The following is a 15508-nucleotide window of genomic DNA, read 5'->3' as shown; positions in this document are numbered from 1 at the left end:
GGTGTTCCTGCGATCGGCCGGCGAACGCGACCTTAAGGCCGTTCGCGCGCTCCTGGTGGAGACGTGGCATGCGACCTACGATTCCATCTACGGCACCGAGCGCGTCGCCGAAATCACCGACGACTGGCACTCGCTCCCATCGTTGAAGGCACGCCTCGAACGCCTTGATTCGGAATTTGTCCTTGTCGACGACGGGCGGGAGATTATCGGGATGGCCTTTGCAAGCGCCATCGACAAGGGCGAGACGGTGATGCTGCACCAGCTCTACGTGAAACCGGCGCATCAGGGCAAGGGTGTCGGCAGTCTTCTGCTGGGCGAGGTGGAAAGCTGCTTTCCCGATGCCCGGCGGATTCGGCTGGAGGTGGAGGAAGCCAATGTGCAGGCTACCGCCTTTTATCGTGCCAAAGGCTTCTCGAAAGTCGGCACTACGGCCGATTGCGGTAAGGAGGGCTCGGGTATAGGAGCGGCAGTCCTCGAGCGCCCGACCGCTCTCTAGGTGCAAACCGAAATGACGGCGGCGAAACCGCGCGGGGGCCTTGCCTTCGTCCCGCTTCGCCGCCATAAGGCGAACATCCGGCCATCACCTGCGCTGCCCACGAGGAGAGCGATGAAAAGATTCCTGCTTCAGTTCTTTACCTGGTGGAACGGCGCGACGCTCAACACGCGCTTCCACACCTGGCGTAAGGGCAGCCGCGTGGGCGAGGACGAGTTCGGAAACGTCTACTACGAGGGCGGGACCGATTCGGAAGGCCGCACGCGCCGCTGGGTGATCTACAATGGCTATTCTGAAGCCTCCATGGTGCCGCCGGGCTGGCATGGCTGGCTTCACTACAAGGTGGACACGCCGCCAGTGGCCGAGAACTACGCCCCGCGCGAGTGGCAGAAGCCGCATCTGCCGAACCTGACCGGCACGCCGGCCGCCTACCGGCCGCGCGGCTCGGCGCTGACTAAGGAGGAGCGGCCGCGCGTTTCCGGCGACTACGACGCCTGGACGCCCGGCGGCTGAACCTGTTTTCTCGCCACATTTGCGCAATAGGCCCAATGGCGATTTACGAAAGCCGAAGCGGAAACGCTTGAGGGTGGGGTCGAGAAGAATGATACGAGCGCGTTGGTTGTCGCCTACTGGAATTGCGATTGCCGTCTGTGCCCTCGCCGGACTTGCCGGCCAGGCACAGGCAGAGCGGATCAAGAATCCCGTCGCCGAATTCTCCGGCATCGACAAGATCACCGGCCGTATCATCAGCTTCGACGTCTACATGGACGAAACGGTGCAGTTTGGCGCCCTGCAGGTCACGCCGCGCGTGTGCTACAGCTCGCCCGAGACGGAGGAGCCCAAGACGGACGCCTTCGTCGAGGTGGACGAGATCACGCTCGACCGCCAAATCCAGCGCATATTCAGCGGCTGGATGTTCGCCGAGAGCCCGGGGCTGAACGCGGTGGAGCATGCCGTCTACGACGTGTGGCTGAAGGCGTGTAAGCAAGAATCCGACGTGCCGCCGCCTGAGACGAACTGAGGCCTGTTAGCCGGCCAGCCATCCTCAGAATACCGCTTCACCCTCCAGCGCCTCCGCCAGGAGCCGTTCATAGCGCCGGCGCGGTACGTCGACAGCGCCAAAACGTTTCAGGTGCGGCGTGGTGAACTGGGTGTCGAGGAGCACGAAGCCGCGCGCGTTCAACCGGTCCACGAGGTGCACGAGGCAGACCTTGGAGGCATTCGCCTCGCGCGAGAACATGCTCTCGCCGAAGAAGGCGCGTCCCAGGGTTACACCGTAGAGACCGCCGGCAAGCCGCCCCTCGCGCCAGGCCTCGACCGTATGGCAGTGCCCGCGCTCAAAGAGTGCGGTGTAGGCCTCGCGGATAGGTGCGTTGATCCAGGTATCCTGCCGATCTGCGCCAGGCTCGGCGCAAGCCGCGATGACGCCCGAGAAATCGGAATCATAACGGATCTCATAAGGCTCCTGGCGTATGAACTTCTTCAGGCTGCGTGGCACGTGGAACTTGTCGAGCGGGATCACGCCGCGCGCTTCCGGCCGCACCCAGAAGACCTCCGGATCGTCAGCATGCTCGGCCATGGGGAAAACGCCCGTCGCATAGGCCCGCAGGAGCAGATCCGGCGGGATACGGTAGCCGGGTGCGAAGGGGCGCGTCATCGCGCCACCACCCGCTCGCTAGAGCAATTCCGGGAAAAGTGGAAACCGGTTTTCCGTCCGGAAACGCGACAAAGCAGGAGATTGGGCCGGATCATCGGGTCCGTGAAACGATGATCCCGCCTAATGGTGGTCGGCCAGGTAGTTCTCCAGCCAGTGAATATCATAGTCGCCATTCGCCACATCGACATTGCCAACCAGCTCTTGGAACAGGGGCAACGTTGATTTGATGCCGTCAACGACGAATTCGTCAAGCGCGCGGCGCAACCGCATCATGCATTCGACGCGATTGCGCCCGTGCACGATCAACTTGCCGATGAGACTGTCGTAGTAGGGCGGGATGCGATAGCCGGAATAAACGCCCGAATCGACGCGCACACCGAGTCCGCCGGGTGTATGGAAATGGGAGATTGTGCCGGGCGAGGGGACGAAGGTCCTCGGATCCTCGGCGTTGATGCGGCATTCGATGGCATGACCGTTGAAGCTTATGTCCTCCTGGCGCACCGACAAGCCGCCGCCGGAGGCGACGCGGATCTGCTCGTGCACGAGATCGATGCCGGTGATCGCTTCCGTCACCGGATGCTCGACCTGGAGGCGCGTGTTCATCTCGATGAAGTAGAACTCGCCGTCCTCGTACAGAAATTCGATCGTGCCGGCGCCCGAATAGCCGAGGTCGGCCATCGCCTTCGAAACCGTTTCGCCTATGCGCGTACGCTGCTCGATATTCAATGCCGGAGAATTGGCTTCTTCCCAGACCTTCTGGTGGCGGCGCTGCAGTGAGCAATCACGCTCGCCCAGATGTACGGCTTTGCCCATGCCGTCTCCCACCACCTGCACCTCGATATGGCGCGGCTTTTCCAGATATTTCTCGATATAGACTGCGTCGTCGCCAAAGGCCGAACCCGCTTCCGAGCGGGCGGTCGATAGGGCTTCGGAAAGGTTGGCCTCCGTGCGGGCGACCTTCATGCCGCGCCCGCCGCCGCCGGCCGACGCCTTGATGAGGACCGGATATCCGATCTCGGCGGCGATCTTCTTGGCCGTGCGGTCGTCGCGTACCGCCCCCTCGGAGCCTGGAACCACTGGAATACCCAGTCGCTTGGCTGTCCGCTTGGCCTCGATCTTGTCGCCCATCACGCGGATGTGCTCGGCCGACGGGCCTATGAAAGTGATGTTGTGGGCGGCGAGAATCTCGGCAAACTTGGCATTTTCCGAAAGAAAGCCGTAGCCGGGATGGATGGCGTCGGCACCCGTGACCTCGCAGGCCGCTACGATTTGATGGATATTAAGATAGCTGTCACGTGAAGCAGGCGGACCGATGCACACGCTTTCGTCGGCCAGCCGCACATGCATGGCCTCGGCATCAGCGGTGGAATGGACGGCGACCGTCTGGATGCCGAGTTCCTTGGCCGCCCGCAGGACCCGAAGGGCGATTTCGCCGCGGTTGGCGATGAGGATCTTCTGGAACATTGTGCGAGGCGCCCCTGAACGATTAATCGACGACAACCAGAGGCTCCCCGTATTCCACCGGCTGGGCGTCCTCGAACAGGATCGCCGTCACCGTGCCGGCGCGGGGCGATGGGATCTGGTTCATCGTCTTCATGGCCTCGATGATAAGCAGCGTCTGGCCTTTCTCAACCTGCTGGCCGACCTCCACGAAGGGATCGGCGCCGGGAGCCGAGGAGCGGTAGGCGGTGCCGACCATGGGTGAGGGCACGGCATTCTTCGAGGTGTCGGGAGCCGGAGAGGGCGCCTCCTCCTTGGCGGCGGGTGCCTGTATCGCGGCGGGCGCGGGCGGAACGGCCACAGATGCTTGTGCCGCAGGGGACTGGCGCGACACGCGGATGCGCAGATCGCCTTCCTCCACCTCGATCTCGGTCAAACGGGTCTCATCAAGGATGCTCGCCAGGTCGCGGATGAGCTGTTGGTCGACTCCGGGTTTCTTCATTGACATATCTCTTTTCGTCCTGCCTTGCCGCACCTTCGGAGACCTATAAGCGTGCCGCCAGTGCCTCAAGCGCCAGCGTATAGCCCATGGGGCCGAGGCCGCATATCATGCCGACTGCTACTGGCGCTATCATTGATTGGTGTCTAAACGGTTCACGGGCGTGGATGTTCGACAAGTGAACCTCGATGACGGGAAGGGGGTTAACGGCGCGGACGGCATCGTGAAGGGCGATCGAAGTATGGCCGTAGGCGCCCGGGTTGATGACAATGCCGCCAGCGTTCTTTTCGCCGGCCTCCTGTATCCAGTCGACGAGGGCGCCTTCGTGGTTCGACTGGCGGAACTCCGTCGTAAGCTCCAACACCGCAGCCCGCTTTCGGCAATCGGTCTCGATGTCGGCCAGCGTCTTGCCGCCATAAATGCCCGGCTCCCGTTTGCCGAGCATGTTCAGGTTCGGCCCGTTTAAAATATAAATTGTCTTTGCCATCATGATTTCCCCGGCATGCATATGCCGCCGCTCTCTATAGTCGGCTTAAGCCACGCCGGAAAGACCGCAAGCCGCTTCTGCGGCTGTCCACAAAGGAAGGGCGACAGTTTGCGGTACCTGATTTATTGCCGTGCGTTTTCGATCTTCTCGCTCAGCACGTCTCCTCCAAGCGCGCCAAAGACGATCTCCTTGCCGACGACATAGGAAGGCGTGCCGGTAATCTGGAGCTTGTTAGCGAGTTCGTATGTGGTGTTGAAGGCCTCGGCGATCTCGGGGCTTTTCATCTCCTCGCGCAGCGCCGCCTCGTCAGCACCGAGTTCGAGCGCGATCTTCATCGCGCTCTCCTCCGTTGCGCGGCCGTTGTTGCCCAGCAATCTGGTATGGAACTCGCCGTATTTCTCCGGCATCAGCGCCCGGAAGGCCATGGAGACCACATGCGCTTTTTGCGAGTCCGGCCCCAGAATGGGGAATTCCTTGAGCACAAAGCGCAGGTTGTTGTCGTTCTCGACAAGCGTTTCCATGTCGCTCAGCGCCCGCTTGCAGAAGCCGCAGTTGTAATCGAAGAACTCGACGACCGTGACGTCGCCCTCGGGGTTGCCGACCACGCCGTCATAGGGGCTGTTGAAGATATCGTCGGAAGCTTCCGCTAGCACTTTCTGGCTGTTCGCCTCCTGCTCCCGGCGCTGCTTTTCCTCCAGCGCCGCCTGTACTTCGTACATGATCTCCGGGTTGGAGAGCAGGTATTCCCGCACGATGCCCTCGATCTCGGATCGGGTAAAGCCGGCCTCGGGATGCTCCTCGGCCCGCGCCGCATCCAGCGCCAAGCCTGAAGCCGCAAGAACCGACATTGCGGCGGCAAAAACAGTCTTTCTCATGGAACCTTCCTTCGCGGGCTGTTCGAGTGGCGGACGGAGAGGGTCAAACACTCACCTTTCGCCCGTCGCGCGGTAATCGATGATGTCCTGGGCACGCAGCCAGTCCGGAGAGCCGCGCTGCAGTTTCATCTGCGCGCGTGCGGCAAAAATCTTCGCCTCGCGGTGATTGCCGGCATGAAAGCTCCCTTCCGCCGTGGCAAGCTCCGCCGCGCCGATATCGCCTGTCTGGCCGTAGGCCTGGGCGAGGAAGCGGTAGCCATTGACGTATTCGGGTTCGCGCGACAGCCCCGCCTTGAGCTGGGTAGCGGCCTGGCGCACCAGGTCGGGCTCACCCGTCGCCAACAGCGCCTGGCCGTAGCCCACCTGCAGGAGGCCGGACGGCGATGGTGATAGGTCGACGGCCCTGGCATAAGCGGCGGCCGCCTCGCGCGGTTGGTTCGCCTTGATGAGGATTTCGCCGCGCAGCTCATGGAAATAGGGATTGCCGGGCTGAGCGGCGATCAAGCGGTCGATCTTGGCAAGGGCATCGCGCGGATTGCCGTTCAGGAAGCTCGACGTGGCCTCCGCATAAAGCATCGGCAGGCCCCGTGGGTTGTCGCGGAAAAGCCGCGGCGCTGCATTGGGGCCGGCTGTGTAGGCGGCGATCTTCGCCCGCATCAGGTTGTGGCGAAGGACCAGGGCAGGGGGATCCGTGCGGTCGCGGTAACGGCTTTGCTCGACCAGCGTCTGCAGGTTTGCGATGCGGTCACGCGGCATGGGATGGCTGACTTGGTAAGGGTCGACGTTGACGCCCGAAAGAGCCACGTCACGGGCCATCCGTTCGAAGGTCTTCAGCATGCCGCGGCCCGACTGCCCAGTCGCCTCCAGATAGTCGAGAGCCGAGCGGTCGGCGGTGGCCTCCTCAGTGCGCTGGTAACCCATAAGGCTACGGCGGGCCGCTTCCGCACCGCCGATTGCAAGCCCGGGTCCGGCCTGCGCCAGTCCGCCGATGTCGCTCGCCGCTCCGGCTATCCCGGCGCCGACGCCCAACAGGGCGGCGACCACGGCCATCGTCTGGGCGCGGGCGATCTGCTCGCGCAGCCGATGCTGGTGCCCGCCGGCGATGTGGCCCGCCTCGTGAGCGATCACGCCGATGATCTCGTTGGGCGTCTCCGCCGCCAAAAGCGCACCCGTATGGATGAAGATGCGCCGCCCGGCGACGAAGGCGTTGAAGTTGTTGTCGTTGACCAGGACGATCTCGATGCCCGAACCGCTGAGCCCTGCCGCCTTTAGGATCGGTGCGGCATATTCGGTCACCAGCGCCTCGATCTCCGCGTCGCGCACCACGGGCACATTACGCTGCGCATAGGCTGCCGACGTTGCTGACAGGAAACCGGCAATGGCAAGCAACGCGGTCACGACCTGGAAGAAACGAACGAGACTGGACATGGTCGACATGGCGGGGACTGGTAATCGAGCTTCGTGGCAAGGAAAAGGCGCAAAAAGCGCGATCAAGCCCTTGTGATTCCTTGGCATGACGGCGTCCTTGTCCAGCCGGCGGCCGATGAGGCAACTCCTCACCGGAAGACATCATACGTGATCGGCAGAAACAAGACAGCCAGGGTTTCTGTCCCTGGCTGTCTGTCTTCGTGCGCTTAGAAGAAGCTCCTTCGCTGCCACCATCCTGTCTTGCGGGGAGCGTCCTTGCCGGTCTCTTCCGTCGAAGACACCACCGGCTCCTGGCTCTCCGGCGATGGCTCGACAGCCTTGCGGCGGGAACGGCGGGGCTTTTTGGCAGGCTCCTCGGCATCGGCCTGGCCGTCGGCCTCGGGGGCCGCTGCTGCAGCGGTATCTGCCTGCGGGACAGGTTCCGCAGCCGATGCTGTCTCCGCCTCGTCCGCCGCTTTCTTGGTGCGACGCTTGCGCGGTTTCTTGGCCGGCTTCTCCTCGGCGACCTCTTCGCTTACCTCGGTTTGTGGGGAAGCTGCGGCGGCGGGGCTGGGCTCAGCTTCCACCGGTTCGGCAGCGGTCTCGGCCGGCACTGGTTCGGCCTCCTCAGTCGCCGCTTCGCTGGGCTCCTGCGCTTCGCGGCGGCGACGTCCGCCTCGCTTGCCGCGATGCCGCTTCTTGCGCTCGCCTTCACTGTCCTCGTCCGCCGGCTCCTGTACAGCGCCGTCCGCAGTTTCCTCCGGCACCGCGCCGGTGCTCACCTCAGCAGCCGCCTCGGCTGCCGGCTGTTCACCGCCGCGGTCGCGGCCGCCACGGCGCCTGCGCCTGCGTTTGCGCTTGCGCGGCGGCCCATCGGCTTCCTCGCTGGCGGCGGAGGGTCGCTCCTCGGCCTCTTCGGGCTCCTCGCTCTCCTCGACCACGTCTACGTCCTCAGGCTCCAGAACCGGAGGCTGCATGACGTTCAGATCCGGCAGGACCGGGCGTGTGGCGGCTTGTCCCTTGACGATCGCGTAGTGCTGACCGCCCAATTCCTCATCGGTTTCGACGGTGATCGTCACGCCGAAGCGGTTTTCGAGCTCGACCAGGTTGGAGCGCTTGTGATTGAGGAGGTAGAGCGCCGTGGAAGAGGGCGTGCGTACGGTAATGTCGTTGCGCGCATCCTTCAGGAGATACTCCTCGATCGAACGCACCACCAGAAGTGCAACCGAGGATTCGGAGCGCACATGTCCGGTGCCGCCGCAGTGCGGGCAGGGCTGCATGGTGCTTTCCAGCACGCTGGTCCGGATGCGCTGGCGCGACATCTCCAGGAGCCCGAAATGCGAGATGCGGCCCACCTGGATACGGGCGCGGTCGTTCTTCAGGCACTCCTTGAGGCGTTTTTCCACCGCACGGTTGTTGCGGTTCTCCTCCATATCGATGAAGTCGATGACGATGAGGCCGGCAAGGTCGCGCAGGCGCAACTGACGCGCCACCTCTTCCGCGGCTTCCAAATTTGTCTGCAGCGCGGTGTCTTCGATGGAGTGCTCTTTGGTGGAGCGGCCCGAGTTGACGTCGATGGCGACCAACGCTTCGGTCTGGTTGATGATGACGTAGCCGCCGGATTTCAGCGTCACCTGCGGCTGCAGCATCTTGTCGAGCTGCCCCTCAATGCCGTTGCGTGCAAAGATGGGGACCGTGTCGCGATACGGCTGCACCACCTTTGCATGGCTCGGCATCAGCATGCGCATGAAATCCTTGGCCTCACGATAGCCGTCCTCGCCGGAAACCAGGATCTCGTCGATGTCCTTGTTATAGAGGTCGCGCACCGAGCGTTTGATGAGACTGCCTTCCTCGTAGACGAGGGCGGGGGCGATGGATTCCAGCGTCAGGTTGCGCACCTTTTCCCAAAGGCGCATGAGATAGTCGTAATCGCGCTTGATTTCCGCCTTGGTGCGGTTGGCGCCGGCGGTGCGCAGGATGACGCCCATCCCCTCCGGCACATCGAGGTTCTTCACCACGTCCTTCAGCCGCTTGCGGTCCTGCGCATTTGTAATCTTGCGCGAGATGCCGCCGCCGCGTGCCGTATTGGGCATCAGCACCGAATAGCGACCGGCGAGCGACAGATAGGTGGTGAGTGCCGCACCCTTGTTGCCACGCTCTTCCTTGACCACCTGCACCAGCAGTATCTGCCGCCGCTTGATGACCTCCTGAATTTTATAGCTGCGGCGCACCGGGCGCCGGCGGTTCTGCGCCTCGTCGATCGCGTCCTCGGCGCCGACCGTGTCGACCTCCTCGTCGTCGTTCGATTCGTCATGGCCGTTGGCTGCCCGCGGCACCTCTTCCGAGATCGCTTCGCCCTGCACAGCTTCGGCCTGGGCTGGACCCTCGGGGCCTTCCGCCTCGTCTGCCGAGGCAGGTGCATTCTCTTGTGCGTCCGCCTTGCCACTGCGACGGCCGCCGCCGCGGCGGCGCTTCTTGCCGCGGCCGCTGGAAGCCTGTGCTTCCTTTTCCTCGGCTTCGTCGTCGGCCTTGGCCTCGTCGGCCTCTGCCTTCAGCAGTGCCTGCCGGTCGGCAACCGGAATCTGGTAGTAGTCGGGGTGTATCTCGCTGAAAGCGAGGAAGCCGTGGCGGTTTCCGCCATATTCGACGAACGCAGCCTGAAGCGAGGGTTCGACGCGGGTCACCCGCGCCAGATAGATGTTTCCTCGAAGCTGCTTCTTATCCTGTGATTCGAAATCGAACTCTTCGATACGGCTACCGCGTACGACGACGACGCGTGTTTCCTCCTGATGGGAGGCGTCTATCAGCATCTTGTTGTTGGGCATAAAGTCTTGTCTCCCCGGCACGATCCGGTTGCCGGGCGGGAGGATAATGCCTTAGTGCCGCGCCGCATCGAATTGTCATGCCGGATAATTTGAGGGCTGCCGACCCTGGCCTCCAAGCGACAGGAAGCCCGGCCGCCGCATCCTCGCTGCGGGAGATTCGGGAACGATTCCTGAGTGCGCTTAAAGCCATCGCATTGCCTGGCAGCACCGTTTCAACCAGGGTCCGACTATCGGACCCGCTACTTTGCTCTGTTTAAAGAGCCGGCGCAGGATCTCGTCCCGGCCGTTTTCCTCACGTTGAGGGTTTCGGCATCGCCGCAAACACCTCGAAGAAATCCTTTTGAACCATCGCCGTCGCCCGCGTCGCGTCTGCTTCAGAAGCATTTGCCCGAAGCCCGCGCCTCTAGTGCCAGACGGCATCCGGAGACGGACACTGTGACGGTTCAATGCCGCTTTTATGATTTGACACGAACCATGGCAACCCTGATTCCTTCGTCGGAAGATCAAGCCGACGTTGCCTTGAAGCGGTCGAAAGGTTGGGGTAACCGCGCCTTGACAACCACGATCAAGGTGGGCTCAAGGGCAGGAGTGCGCGTGTCGAACCGGCAGAACGCAGGGCGGATCGGATGGCTCCGCTTCCCGTCATATAAGGTCGGAAGGGCCGCGCTGCCACCTATTTGGCTGCTGCGGAGCCTCGCGCTGGCACTTTTCGCCGTCTTCGTGCTGGCCGATTCGGTGACAGCGGAGGAAAGCCCGCAGCCCTTCAGCGCCTATAACTACAAAATGGCGGGCGACCAGCAGCGCACGCGCATCGTCATGCGATTCGATCGTAAACCCGACATCAACTGGTTCCTCCTGCGCGCGCCGCACCGGCTTGTCGTCGACCTGCCGGAAACGAAGTTCGCCATCGACGAGGCGGAACTCGCCCCGCGCGGCCTCGTGGCGAAAGTGCGCTACGGCAAGATGGGCGACGGCCACTCGCGCATGGTCTTCACTCTGGAAGGTCCCTTCCTGCTCGACAATCTCGCCGTGCTCGAAAATGAAACCTCGCCTGGTTACCGGCTTATCGTAGATGTGGTCTCGGCGTCCGAGGATGCCTTCGAGGCGGCGATGCGCGAGCGAATCGCCGCCGCTCCCGATGCCGGTACCGCTGCCGATAAACCCAAACCGCAACCGGACGACGACCGCTTCACCGTCGCCATCGACCCAGGGCACGGCGGCATCGACAGCGGCGCACACGGCGTCAACGGCACCTTGGAGAAAACGATCACGCTGGCCTTCGGGCTGGAGCTGAAGAACAAGCTTGAGGAGACGGGTAAATACAATGTCGTGCTGACGCGCGACACCGACATCTTCCTGCGCCTCGACGAGCGCGTGCGCATCGCCCGCGAGAACGGTGCCGACCTCCTGATTTCCATTCACGCCGATTCGATCCGGCAGCGCGGCTTCGGCGGCGCGACCGTCTATACCTTGTCAGACAAGGCATCGGATGCGGAAGCAGCGGCAACGGCGGCGCGAGAGAACTTTTCGGATGCGCTCGCGGGAATTGTCGTTAAAGAAGAAAAGGAAGACGTCACCGATATCCTCGCCGACCTGATTCGGCGCGAGACGCATGCTTTCTCCATACACTTCGCCCGCTCGCTGATCGGCGAGCTGACGGACACGGTCAACCTGGTCAACAATCCCTTGCGCTCGGCCGGTTTCCGCGTCCTGCGCGCGCCGGACGTCCCTTCGGTGCTGCTGGAGCTCGGTTATCTGACCAACCCGAAGGAAGAGGAGCAGATGCGCGACGCGGACTGGCGCGCGCGCGCGGCGGCCAACATCGTCGATGCAATTGCGATCTTCGCGGCGGTCAAAGCCAAGGCGGGCGGGTAGCCCACACGGCGCAAGCGTGGCAAAGACACCACGCCGGCTGCTTTTTTGCCGAGTACCAGTGTTTTGATTTTGCAGTCGCCCAATTTTACCCACAAGAGGCGGGCAGAGACGAGAAAATGATGATATTTTTCCTCTCCGAAGCAGTGATGCTATCATTGCAGGGGCGGAGGTGTTTGGGCCGAACCTATTCGGTCACACTGGAGCGGGCATGGTACGTCTTTTAGGATATTTATTCGGCATCGGTGTGGTTCTGGCGTTGCTGGCGGCCGCCGGCATCGCCATTTATGTTGGCGACATTACCAAGGACCTTCCCGACTACGAGAAGCTGGCGAGCTACGAACCGCCGGTCACGACGCGAGTTCATGCTTCCGATGGTGCGCTGATGGCGGAGTTTGCCCGCGAGCGGCGCCTTTATTTGCCCATCCAGGCCGTTCCCGACCGGGTGAAGGCCGCTTTCCTTTCGGCCGAGGACAAGAATTTCTACAATCACCCCGGCATCGACCCGATCGGCCTTACGCGCGCCATCATCACCAATATCCAGAACATCGGCTCCGGACGCCGCCCCGTCGGCGCCTCCACCATCACCCAACAGGTGGCCAAGAACTTCCTTCTGACGTCGGACCAGACCGTCGAGCGCAAGATCCGCGAGATGATTCTCGCTTTCCGTATCGAGCAGGCCTACTCCAAGGACCGCATTTTCGAGCTTTATCTGAACGAAATCTTCCTCGGCCTCGGCTCCTATGGTATCGCCGGCGCCGCGCTCACTTATTACGACAAGTCAGTCAACGAACTGTCCATAGCCGAGGCAGCCTATCTTGCCGCACTGCCCAAGGGGCCGTCCAACTATCATCCGTTCCGCCACACGGAGCGCGCGATCGAGCGCCGGAACTGGGTGATCGATCAGATGCGGGAGAACGGCTACATCACCGCTGAGGAGGCGGAGAAGGCCAAGGCGACTGGACTCGACGTCAATCCGCGCCAGCGCGGCAGCTACCTCTTCGCCGCCGACTACTTCACCGAAGCTGTGCGGCGCAAGATCATCGACGACTACGGCGAGCAGCAGCTCTACGAGGGAGGGCTTTCCGTGCGCACGACGCTCGACCCCGAGCTTCAGCTTTATGCCCGCAAGGCATTGCAGAACGGCCTTATGCGTTACGACACACTGCGTGGCTTCCGCGGCCCGGTCGACCACATCGATATCTCCGGCGATTGGGGCGAGCCGCTGGGCGAGATCAATTCCCTGAGCGACGTTCCCGAATGGCGCCTGGCCGTCGTGCTCGAGACCTCCGACAGCGCTGTAACTGTCGGCTTGAAGCCTGGCCGCGAAGTCTCCGGCGCACTATCAAAGGAACGCGAGACCGCGACCGTCGCGCTTGAGGACATGAATTGGGCGCTGCGCCACGTGGTTGACGGCAACCGCGTCAAGGCGAATTCGCCGGCCGAAGTGCTGAAGGCCGGCGACGTCGTCTACGTGGAGCAGAAGGAGGACGAGTCAGGCTGGATGTTGCGGCAGGTCCCCGAGATCGGTGGCGCGCTTGTTGCCATGGATCCGCACACAGGCCGCGTGCTGGCCCTGGCTGGCGGGTTTTCCTTCGCCGCGTCGGAGTTCAACCGCGCCACGCAGGCGTTGCGGCAGCCCGGTTCCGCCTTCAAGCCGATTATCTATGCCGCTGCGCTCGACAACGGCTACACGCCCGCGTCGGTGGTTCTTGATGCGCCGATCAGCATCCAGATCGGAAATCAGGTCTGGGAGCCGAAGAACTATGGCGGTGAGTTCGCCGGTCCCTCGACCTTGCGCGCCGGTATCGAGCGGTCGCGCAACTTGATGACGGTGCGGCTGGCCAACGACATGGGCATGAACCTGGTGGCCGAATATGCCGAGCGCTTCGGTGTCTACGATAAGATGCCGCAGCATCTGGCCATGTCCCTGGGCTCCGGTGAGACCACGTTGATGAAAATGGTCTCGGCCTATGCGGTGATGGCCAATGGCGGCAAATATATCGAGCCGGCGCTGATCGACCGCATCCAGGACCGCTTCGGCAAGACCCACGTCAAGCTCGATAAGCGCGAATGCATCGGCTGTGATGCGGAGGCCTGGAACGGTCAGGCGGAGCCGGAGCTTGTCGACAACCGCGAGCAGGTGCTCGATCCCATGACCGCCTACCAGATCACCTCCATGATGGAGGGCGTGGTGTCGCGCGGCACGGCGACGACCGTTTCCGAGCTCGGCTATCCCATCGCCGGCAAGACCGGTACCACCAATGACGAGAAGGACGCGTGGTTCATCGGCTATACCCCCGATCTCGTGGTCGGCGTCTTCATGGGTTACGACCAGCCACGGCCCATGGGCAAGGGCTCGACCGGCGGTGGCCTTGCTGCGCCCATTTTCAAAGAGTTCATGGCCTCGGCGCTCGAGGATGCCCGCAAGGTGGATTTCCGTGTACCCGAGGGCATGAAGGTCATTCCGATCGATCGCAAGACCGGCATGCGCGCCGAAGCCGGCCAGCCCGGCGTCATCATGGAAACCTTCAAGCCGGGCACCGGTCCTGCCGATACTTATTGGGTGATCGACATGGACGGTGTTGCCGGCGGGCCTGCCAGAACAACGTCTCCCCAGGCAAACCGCGCCATCAATACAGGTGCGGGCGGGCTCTTCTGAAGTAAAACGACAGCGTCTCCGGCTGTTGGCGGCTGCGCGCGTCGAGCGCGCCGCCAGCGGCGCTTTACAGGGCACGTCCGCGCCCATAAGTTCCGCGCGATTCAAAGACCACTTCCAGGAAAGAAGAAAGCATGCGTACCGAAACGGCAAATCTGGTCGACGAAATCAGGCAGGCAATAAGCCTGCTGAGGAGGTATCTTTGACTGGGATGAGGCGGTAAAACGGCTCGACTATCTCAACGCGCGCGCCGAGGAGGCCGACCTGTGGAACGACCCGCAGGAAGCCCAGAAGTTGATGCGCGAACGCCAGACCCTGGAAGAAAACGTCAACGCCATCAACGGATTATCGCAATCTCTTGACGACAATATCGAGCTGATCGAGCTCGGCGAGGAAGAGGGCGACCAAGCGGTTGTGGAAGAGGCGGAGACGGCCATTCGCTCGCTGCGCGGGGAAATCTCGGCACGGCAGATGGAGACGCTGCTTTCCGGAGAGGCGGATGGCAACGACACCTATCTGGAGGTGCACGCCGGCGCCGGCGGCACGGAAAGCCAGGATTGGGCGTCGATGCTTCTGCGCATGTACACGCGCTGGGCCGAGCGCCGGAAGATGAAAGTCGAGGTCCTGGAAGTCCACGGCGGCGAGGAAGCGGGTATCAAGTCCGCAACTATCCTGGTGAAGGGCCGCAACGCCTATGGCTGGCTGAAGACCGAATCAGGCGTGCACCGCCTGGTGCGCATTTCGCCCTTCGACAGCAACGCCCGCCGCCACACTTCGTTCGCCAGCGTGTGGGTCTATCCGATGATCGACGAGTCGATCGAGATCGACGTCTCCGAATCCGACGTACGCATCGACACCTACCGCGCCTCCGGCGCCGGCGGCCAGCACATCAACACGACCGATTCGGCCGTCCGCATCACGCATTTGCCGACCGGCATCGTGGTGCAGTGCCAGAAGGAACGCTCGCAGCACAAGAACAGAGCTACCGCATGGGATATGCTGCGCGCGCGCCTCTACGAGGAAGAGCTGAAAAGGCGAGAGGAGGCAGCGAGCGCCACCGAGGCATCGAAGACCGAGATTGGCTGGGGCCACCAGATCCGCTCCTATGTGCTGCAACCCTACCAGCTCGTGAAGGACCTGCGCACCGGCACCGAAAGCACCAACCCGCAGGAGGTGCTCGATGGCGATCTCGACGATTTCATGAAGGCTTCGCTGTCCCAGCGCGTCAGCGGCGAGAGCGGGGAGGTCGCCGACATTGAGTAGCGCCGGCAATGACAGCCATGATACCATAATT

General features: G+C 62.7%; 13 protein-coding genes. 6 read left to right on the top strand and 7 right to left on the bottom strand.

From position 1 onward, the window contains the following. Position 1 precedes the first annotated feature (1 nt). The 3 genes from N5A92_RS10385 to N5A92_RS10375 all read left to right on the top strand — a co-directional run bounded on the left by N5A92_RS10385 (position 2) and on the right by N5A92_RS10375 (position 1514). On the top strand, positions 2-496 hold the full coding sequence (locus N5A92_RS10385) for a GNAT family N-acetyltransferase (protein WP_260902440.1): 495 nt from the start codon (positions 2-4) through the stop codon (positions 494-496). A 111-nt stretch (positions 497-607) separates the two neighbouring features. Next, entirely contained in the window at positions 608-1006 is a 399-nt protein-coding gene (locus N5A92_RS10380; protein WP_260902437.1) for an NADH:ubiquinone oxidoreductase subunit NDUFA12, read from the top strand. A gap of 88 nt (positions 1007-1094) precedes the next feature. After that, on the top strand, positions 1095-1514 hold the full coding sequence (locus tag N5A92_RS10375; protein WP_425248565.1) for a DUF2155 domain-containing protein: 420 nt from the start codon (positions 1095-1097) through the stop codon (positions 1512-1514). 24 nt (positions 1515-1538) lie between these two features. Here the strand turns inward: N5A92_RS10375 and aat are convergent, their stop codons facing one another. The 7 genes from aat to N5A92_RS10340 all read right to left on the bottom strand — a co-directional run bounded on the left by aat (position 1539) and on the right by N5A92_RS10340 (position 9683). Further along, the gene (aat, locus tag N5A92_RS10370) at positions 1539-2150 is read right to left on the bottom strand and encodes a leucyl/phenylalanyl-tRNA--protein transferase (RefSeq protein ID WP_260902435.1); all 612 of its coding nucleotides are present in this window, start codon (positions 2148-2150) and stop codon (positions 1539-1541) included. Between the two features lie 120 nt (positions 2151-2270). Next, a complete protein-coding gene (accC, locus tag N5A92_RS10365; protein WP_260902433.1) occupies positions 2271-3614 on the bottom strand; it encodes an acetyl-CoA carboxylase biotin carboxylase subunit in 1344 nt (447 codons plus the stop codon). A gap of 22 nt (positions 3615-3636) precedes the next feature. Next, positions 3637-4098 carry an acetyl-CoA carboxylase biotin carboxyl carrier protein gene (gene accB / locus N5A92_RS10360; RefSeq protein ID WP_260902431.1) on the bottom strand — a complete coding sequence of 154 codons (462 nt, stop codon included), beginning with the start codon at positions 4096-4098 and terminating at the stop codon, positions 3637-3639. Positions 4099-4135: 37 nt separating this feature from the next. Beyond that, the gene (aroQ, locus tag N5A92_RS10355; protein WP_260902430.1) at positions 4136-4576 is read right to left on the bottom strand and encodes a type II 3-dehydroquinate dehydratase; all 441 of its coding nucleotides are present in this window, start codon (positions 4574-4576) and stop codon (positions 4136-4138) included. A gap of 122 nt (positions 4577-4698) precedes the next feature. Continuing rightward, positions 4699-5451 carry a DsbA family protein gene (locus tag N5A92_RS10350; RefSeq protein ID WP_260902429.1) on the bottom strand — a complete coding sequence of 251 codons (753 nt, stop codon included), beginning with the start codon at positions 5449-5451 and terminating at the stop codon, positions 4699-4701. Positions 5452-5502: 51 nt separating this feature from the next. Then, positions 5503-6879 carry a M48 family metalloprotease gene (locus N5A92_RS10345; RefSeq protein WP_260902428.1) on the bottom strand — a complete coding sequence of 459 codons (1377 nt, stop codon included), beginning with the start codon at positions 6877-6879 and terminating at the stop codon, positions 5503-5505. 206 nt (positions 6880-7085) lie between these two features. After that, the gene (locus N5A92_RS10340) at positions 7086-9683 is read right to left on the bottom strand and encodes a ribonuclease E/G (protein WP_260902425.1); all 2598 of its coding nucleotides are present in this window, start codon (positions 9681-9683) and stop codon (positions 7086-7088) included. A 594-nt stretch (positions 9684-10277) separates the two neighbouring features. Here N5A92_RS10340 and N5A92_RS10335 point away from each other — a divergent pair. The 3 genes from N5A92_RS10335 to prfB all read left to right on the top strand — a co-directional run bounded on the left by N5A92_RS10335 (position 10278) and on the right by prfB (position 15477). Continuing rightward, positions 10278-11558 carry an N-acetylmuramoyl-L-alanine amidase gene (locus tag N5A92_RS10335; protein WP_260902423.1) on the top strand — a complete coding sequence of 427 codons (1281 nt, stop codon included), beginning with the start codon at positions 10278-10280 and terminating at the stop codon, positions 11556-11558. A 208-nt stretch (positions 11559-11766) separates the two neighbouring features. Continuing rightward, complete coding sequence (locus N5A92_RS10330) at positions 11767-14217, top strand: penicillin-binding protein 1A (RefSeq protein ID WP_260902422.1); 2451 nt, start codon at positions 11767-11769, stop codon at positions 14215-14217. Between the two features lie 131 nt (positions 14218-14348). Further along, positions 14349-15477, top strand: a protein-coding gene (gene prfB / locus N5A92_RS10325; RefSeq protein ID WP_260902420.1) for a peptide chain release factor 2 whose coding sequence is annotated in 2 segments (ribosomal slippage) — positions 14349-14414 and positions 14416-15477 — 1128 coding nt in all. Because the reading frame shifts where the segments join, the coding sequence is not laid out codon by codon here. The last annotated feature ends 31 nt before the right edge of the window (positions 15478-15508 follow it).

It is taken from the genome of Chelativorans salis, assembly GCF_025336525.1.
In the GTDB taxonomy this organism is placed as follows: Bacteria; Pseudomonadota; Alphaproteobacteria; order Rhizobiales; family Rhizobiaceae; genus Chelativorans; species Chelativorans salis.
This window is presented reverse-complemented; position numbering and strand designations above follow the sequence as displayed.

Excerpts from the sequence above, each read along its gene's own strand:
- N5A92_RS10380 (WP_260902437.1), top strand. The coding sequence starts at position 608 with ATGAAAAGATTCCTGCTTCAGTTCTTTACCTGGTGGAACGGCGCGACG.
- N5A92_RS10375 (WP_425248565.1), top strand. The coding sequence starts at position 1,095 with ATGATACGAGCGCGTTGGTTGTCGCCTACTGGAATTGCGATTGCCGTC.
- aat (WP_260902435.1), bottom strand. The coding sequence starts at position 2,150 with ATGACGCGCCCCTTCGCACCCGGCTACCGTATCCCGCCGGATCTGCTC.
- accC (WP_260902433.1), bottom strand. The coding sequence starts at position 3,614 with ATGTTCCAGAAGATCCTCATCGCCAACCGCGGCGAAATCGCCCTTCGG.
- accB (WP_260902431.1), bottom strand. The coding sequence starts at position 4,098 with ATGTCAATGAAGAAACCCGGAGTCGACCAACAGCTCATCCGCGACCTG.
- aroQ (WP_260902430.1), bottom strand. The coding sequence starts at position 4,576 with ATGGCAAAGACAATTTATATTTTAAACGGGCCGAACCTGAACATGCTC.
- N5A92_RS10350 (WP_260902429.1), bottom strand. The coding sequence starts at position 5,451 with ATGAGAAAGACTGTTTTTGCCGCCGCAATGTCGGTTCTTGCGGCTTCA.
- N5A92_RS10345 (WP_260902428.1), bottom strand. The coding sequence starts at position 6,879 with ATGTCCAGTCTCGTTCGTTTCTTCCAGGTCGTGACCGCGTTGCTTGCC.
- N5A92_RS10340 (WP_260902425.1), bottom strand. The coding sequence starts at position 9,683 with ATGCCCAACAACAAGATGCTGATAGACGCCTCCCATCAGGAGGAAACA.
- N5A92_RS10330 (WP_260902422.1), top strand. The coding sequence starts at position 11,767 with ATGGTACGTCTTTTAGGATATTTATTCGGCATCGGTGTGGTTCTGGCG.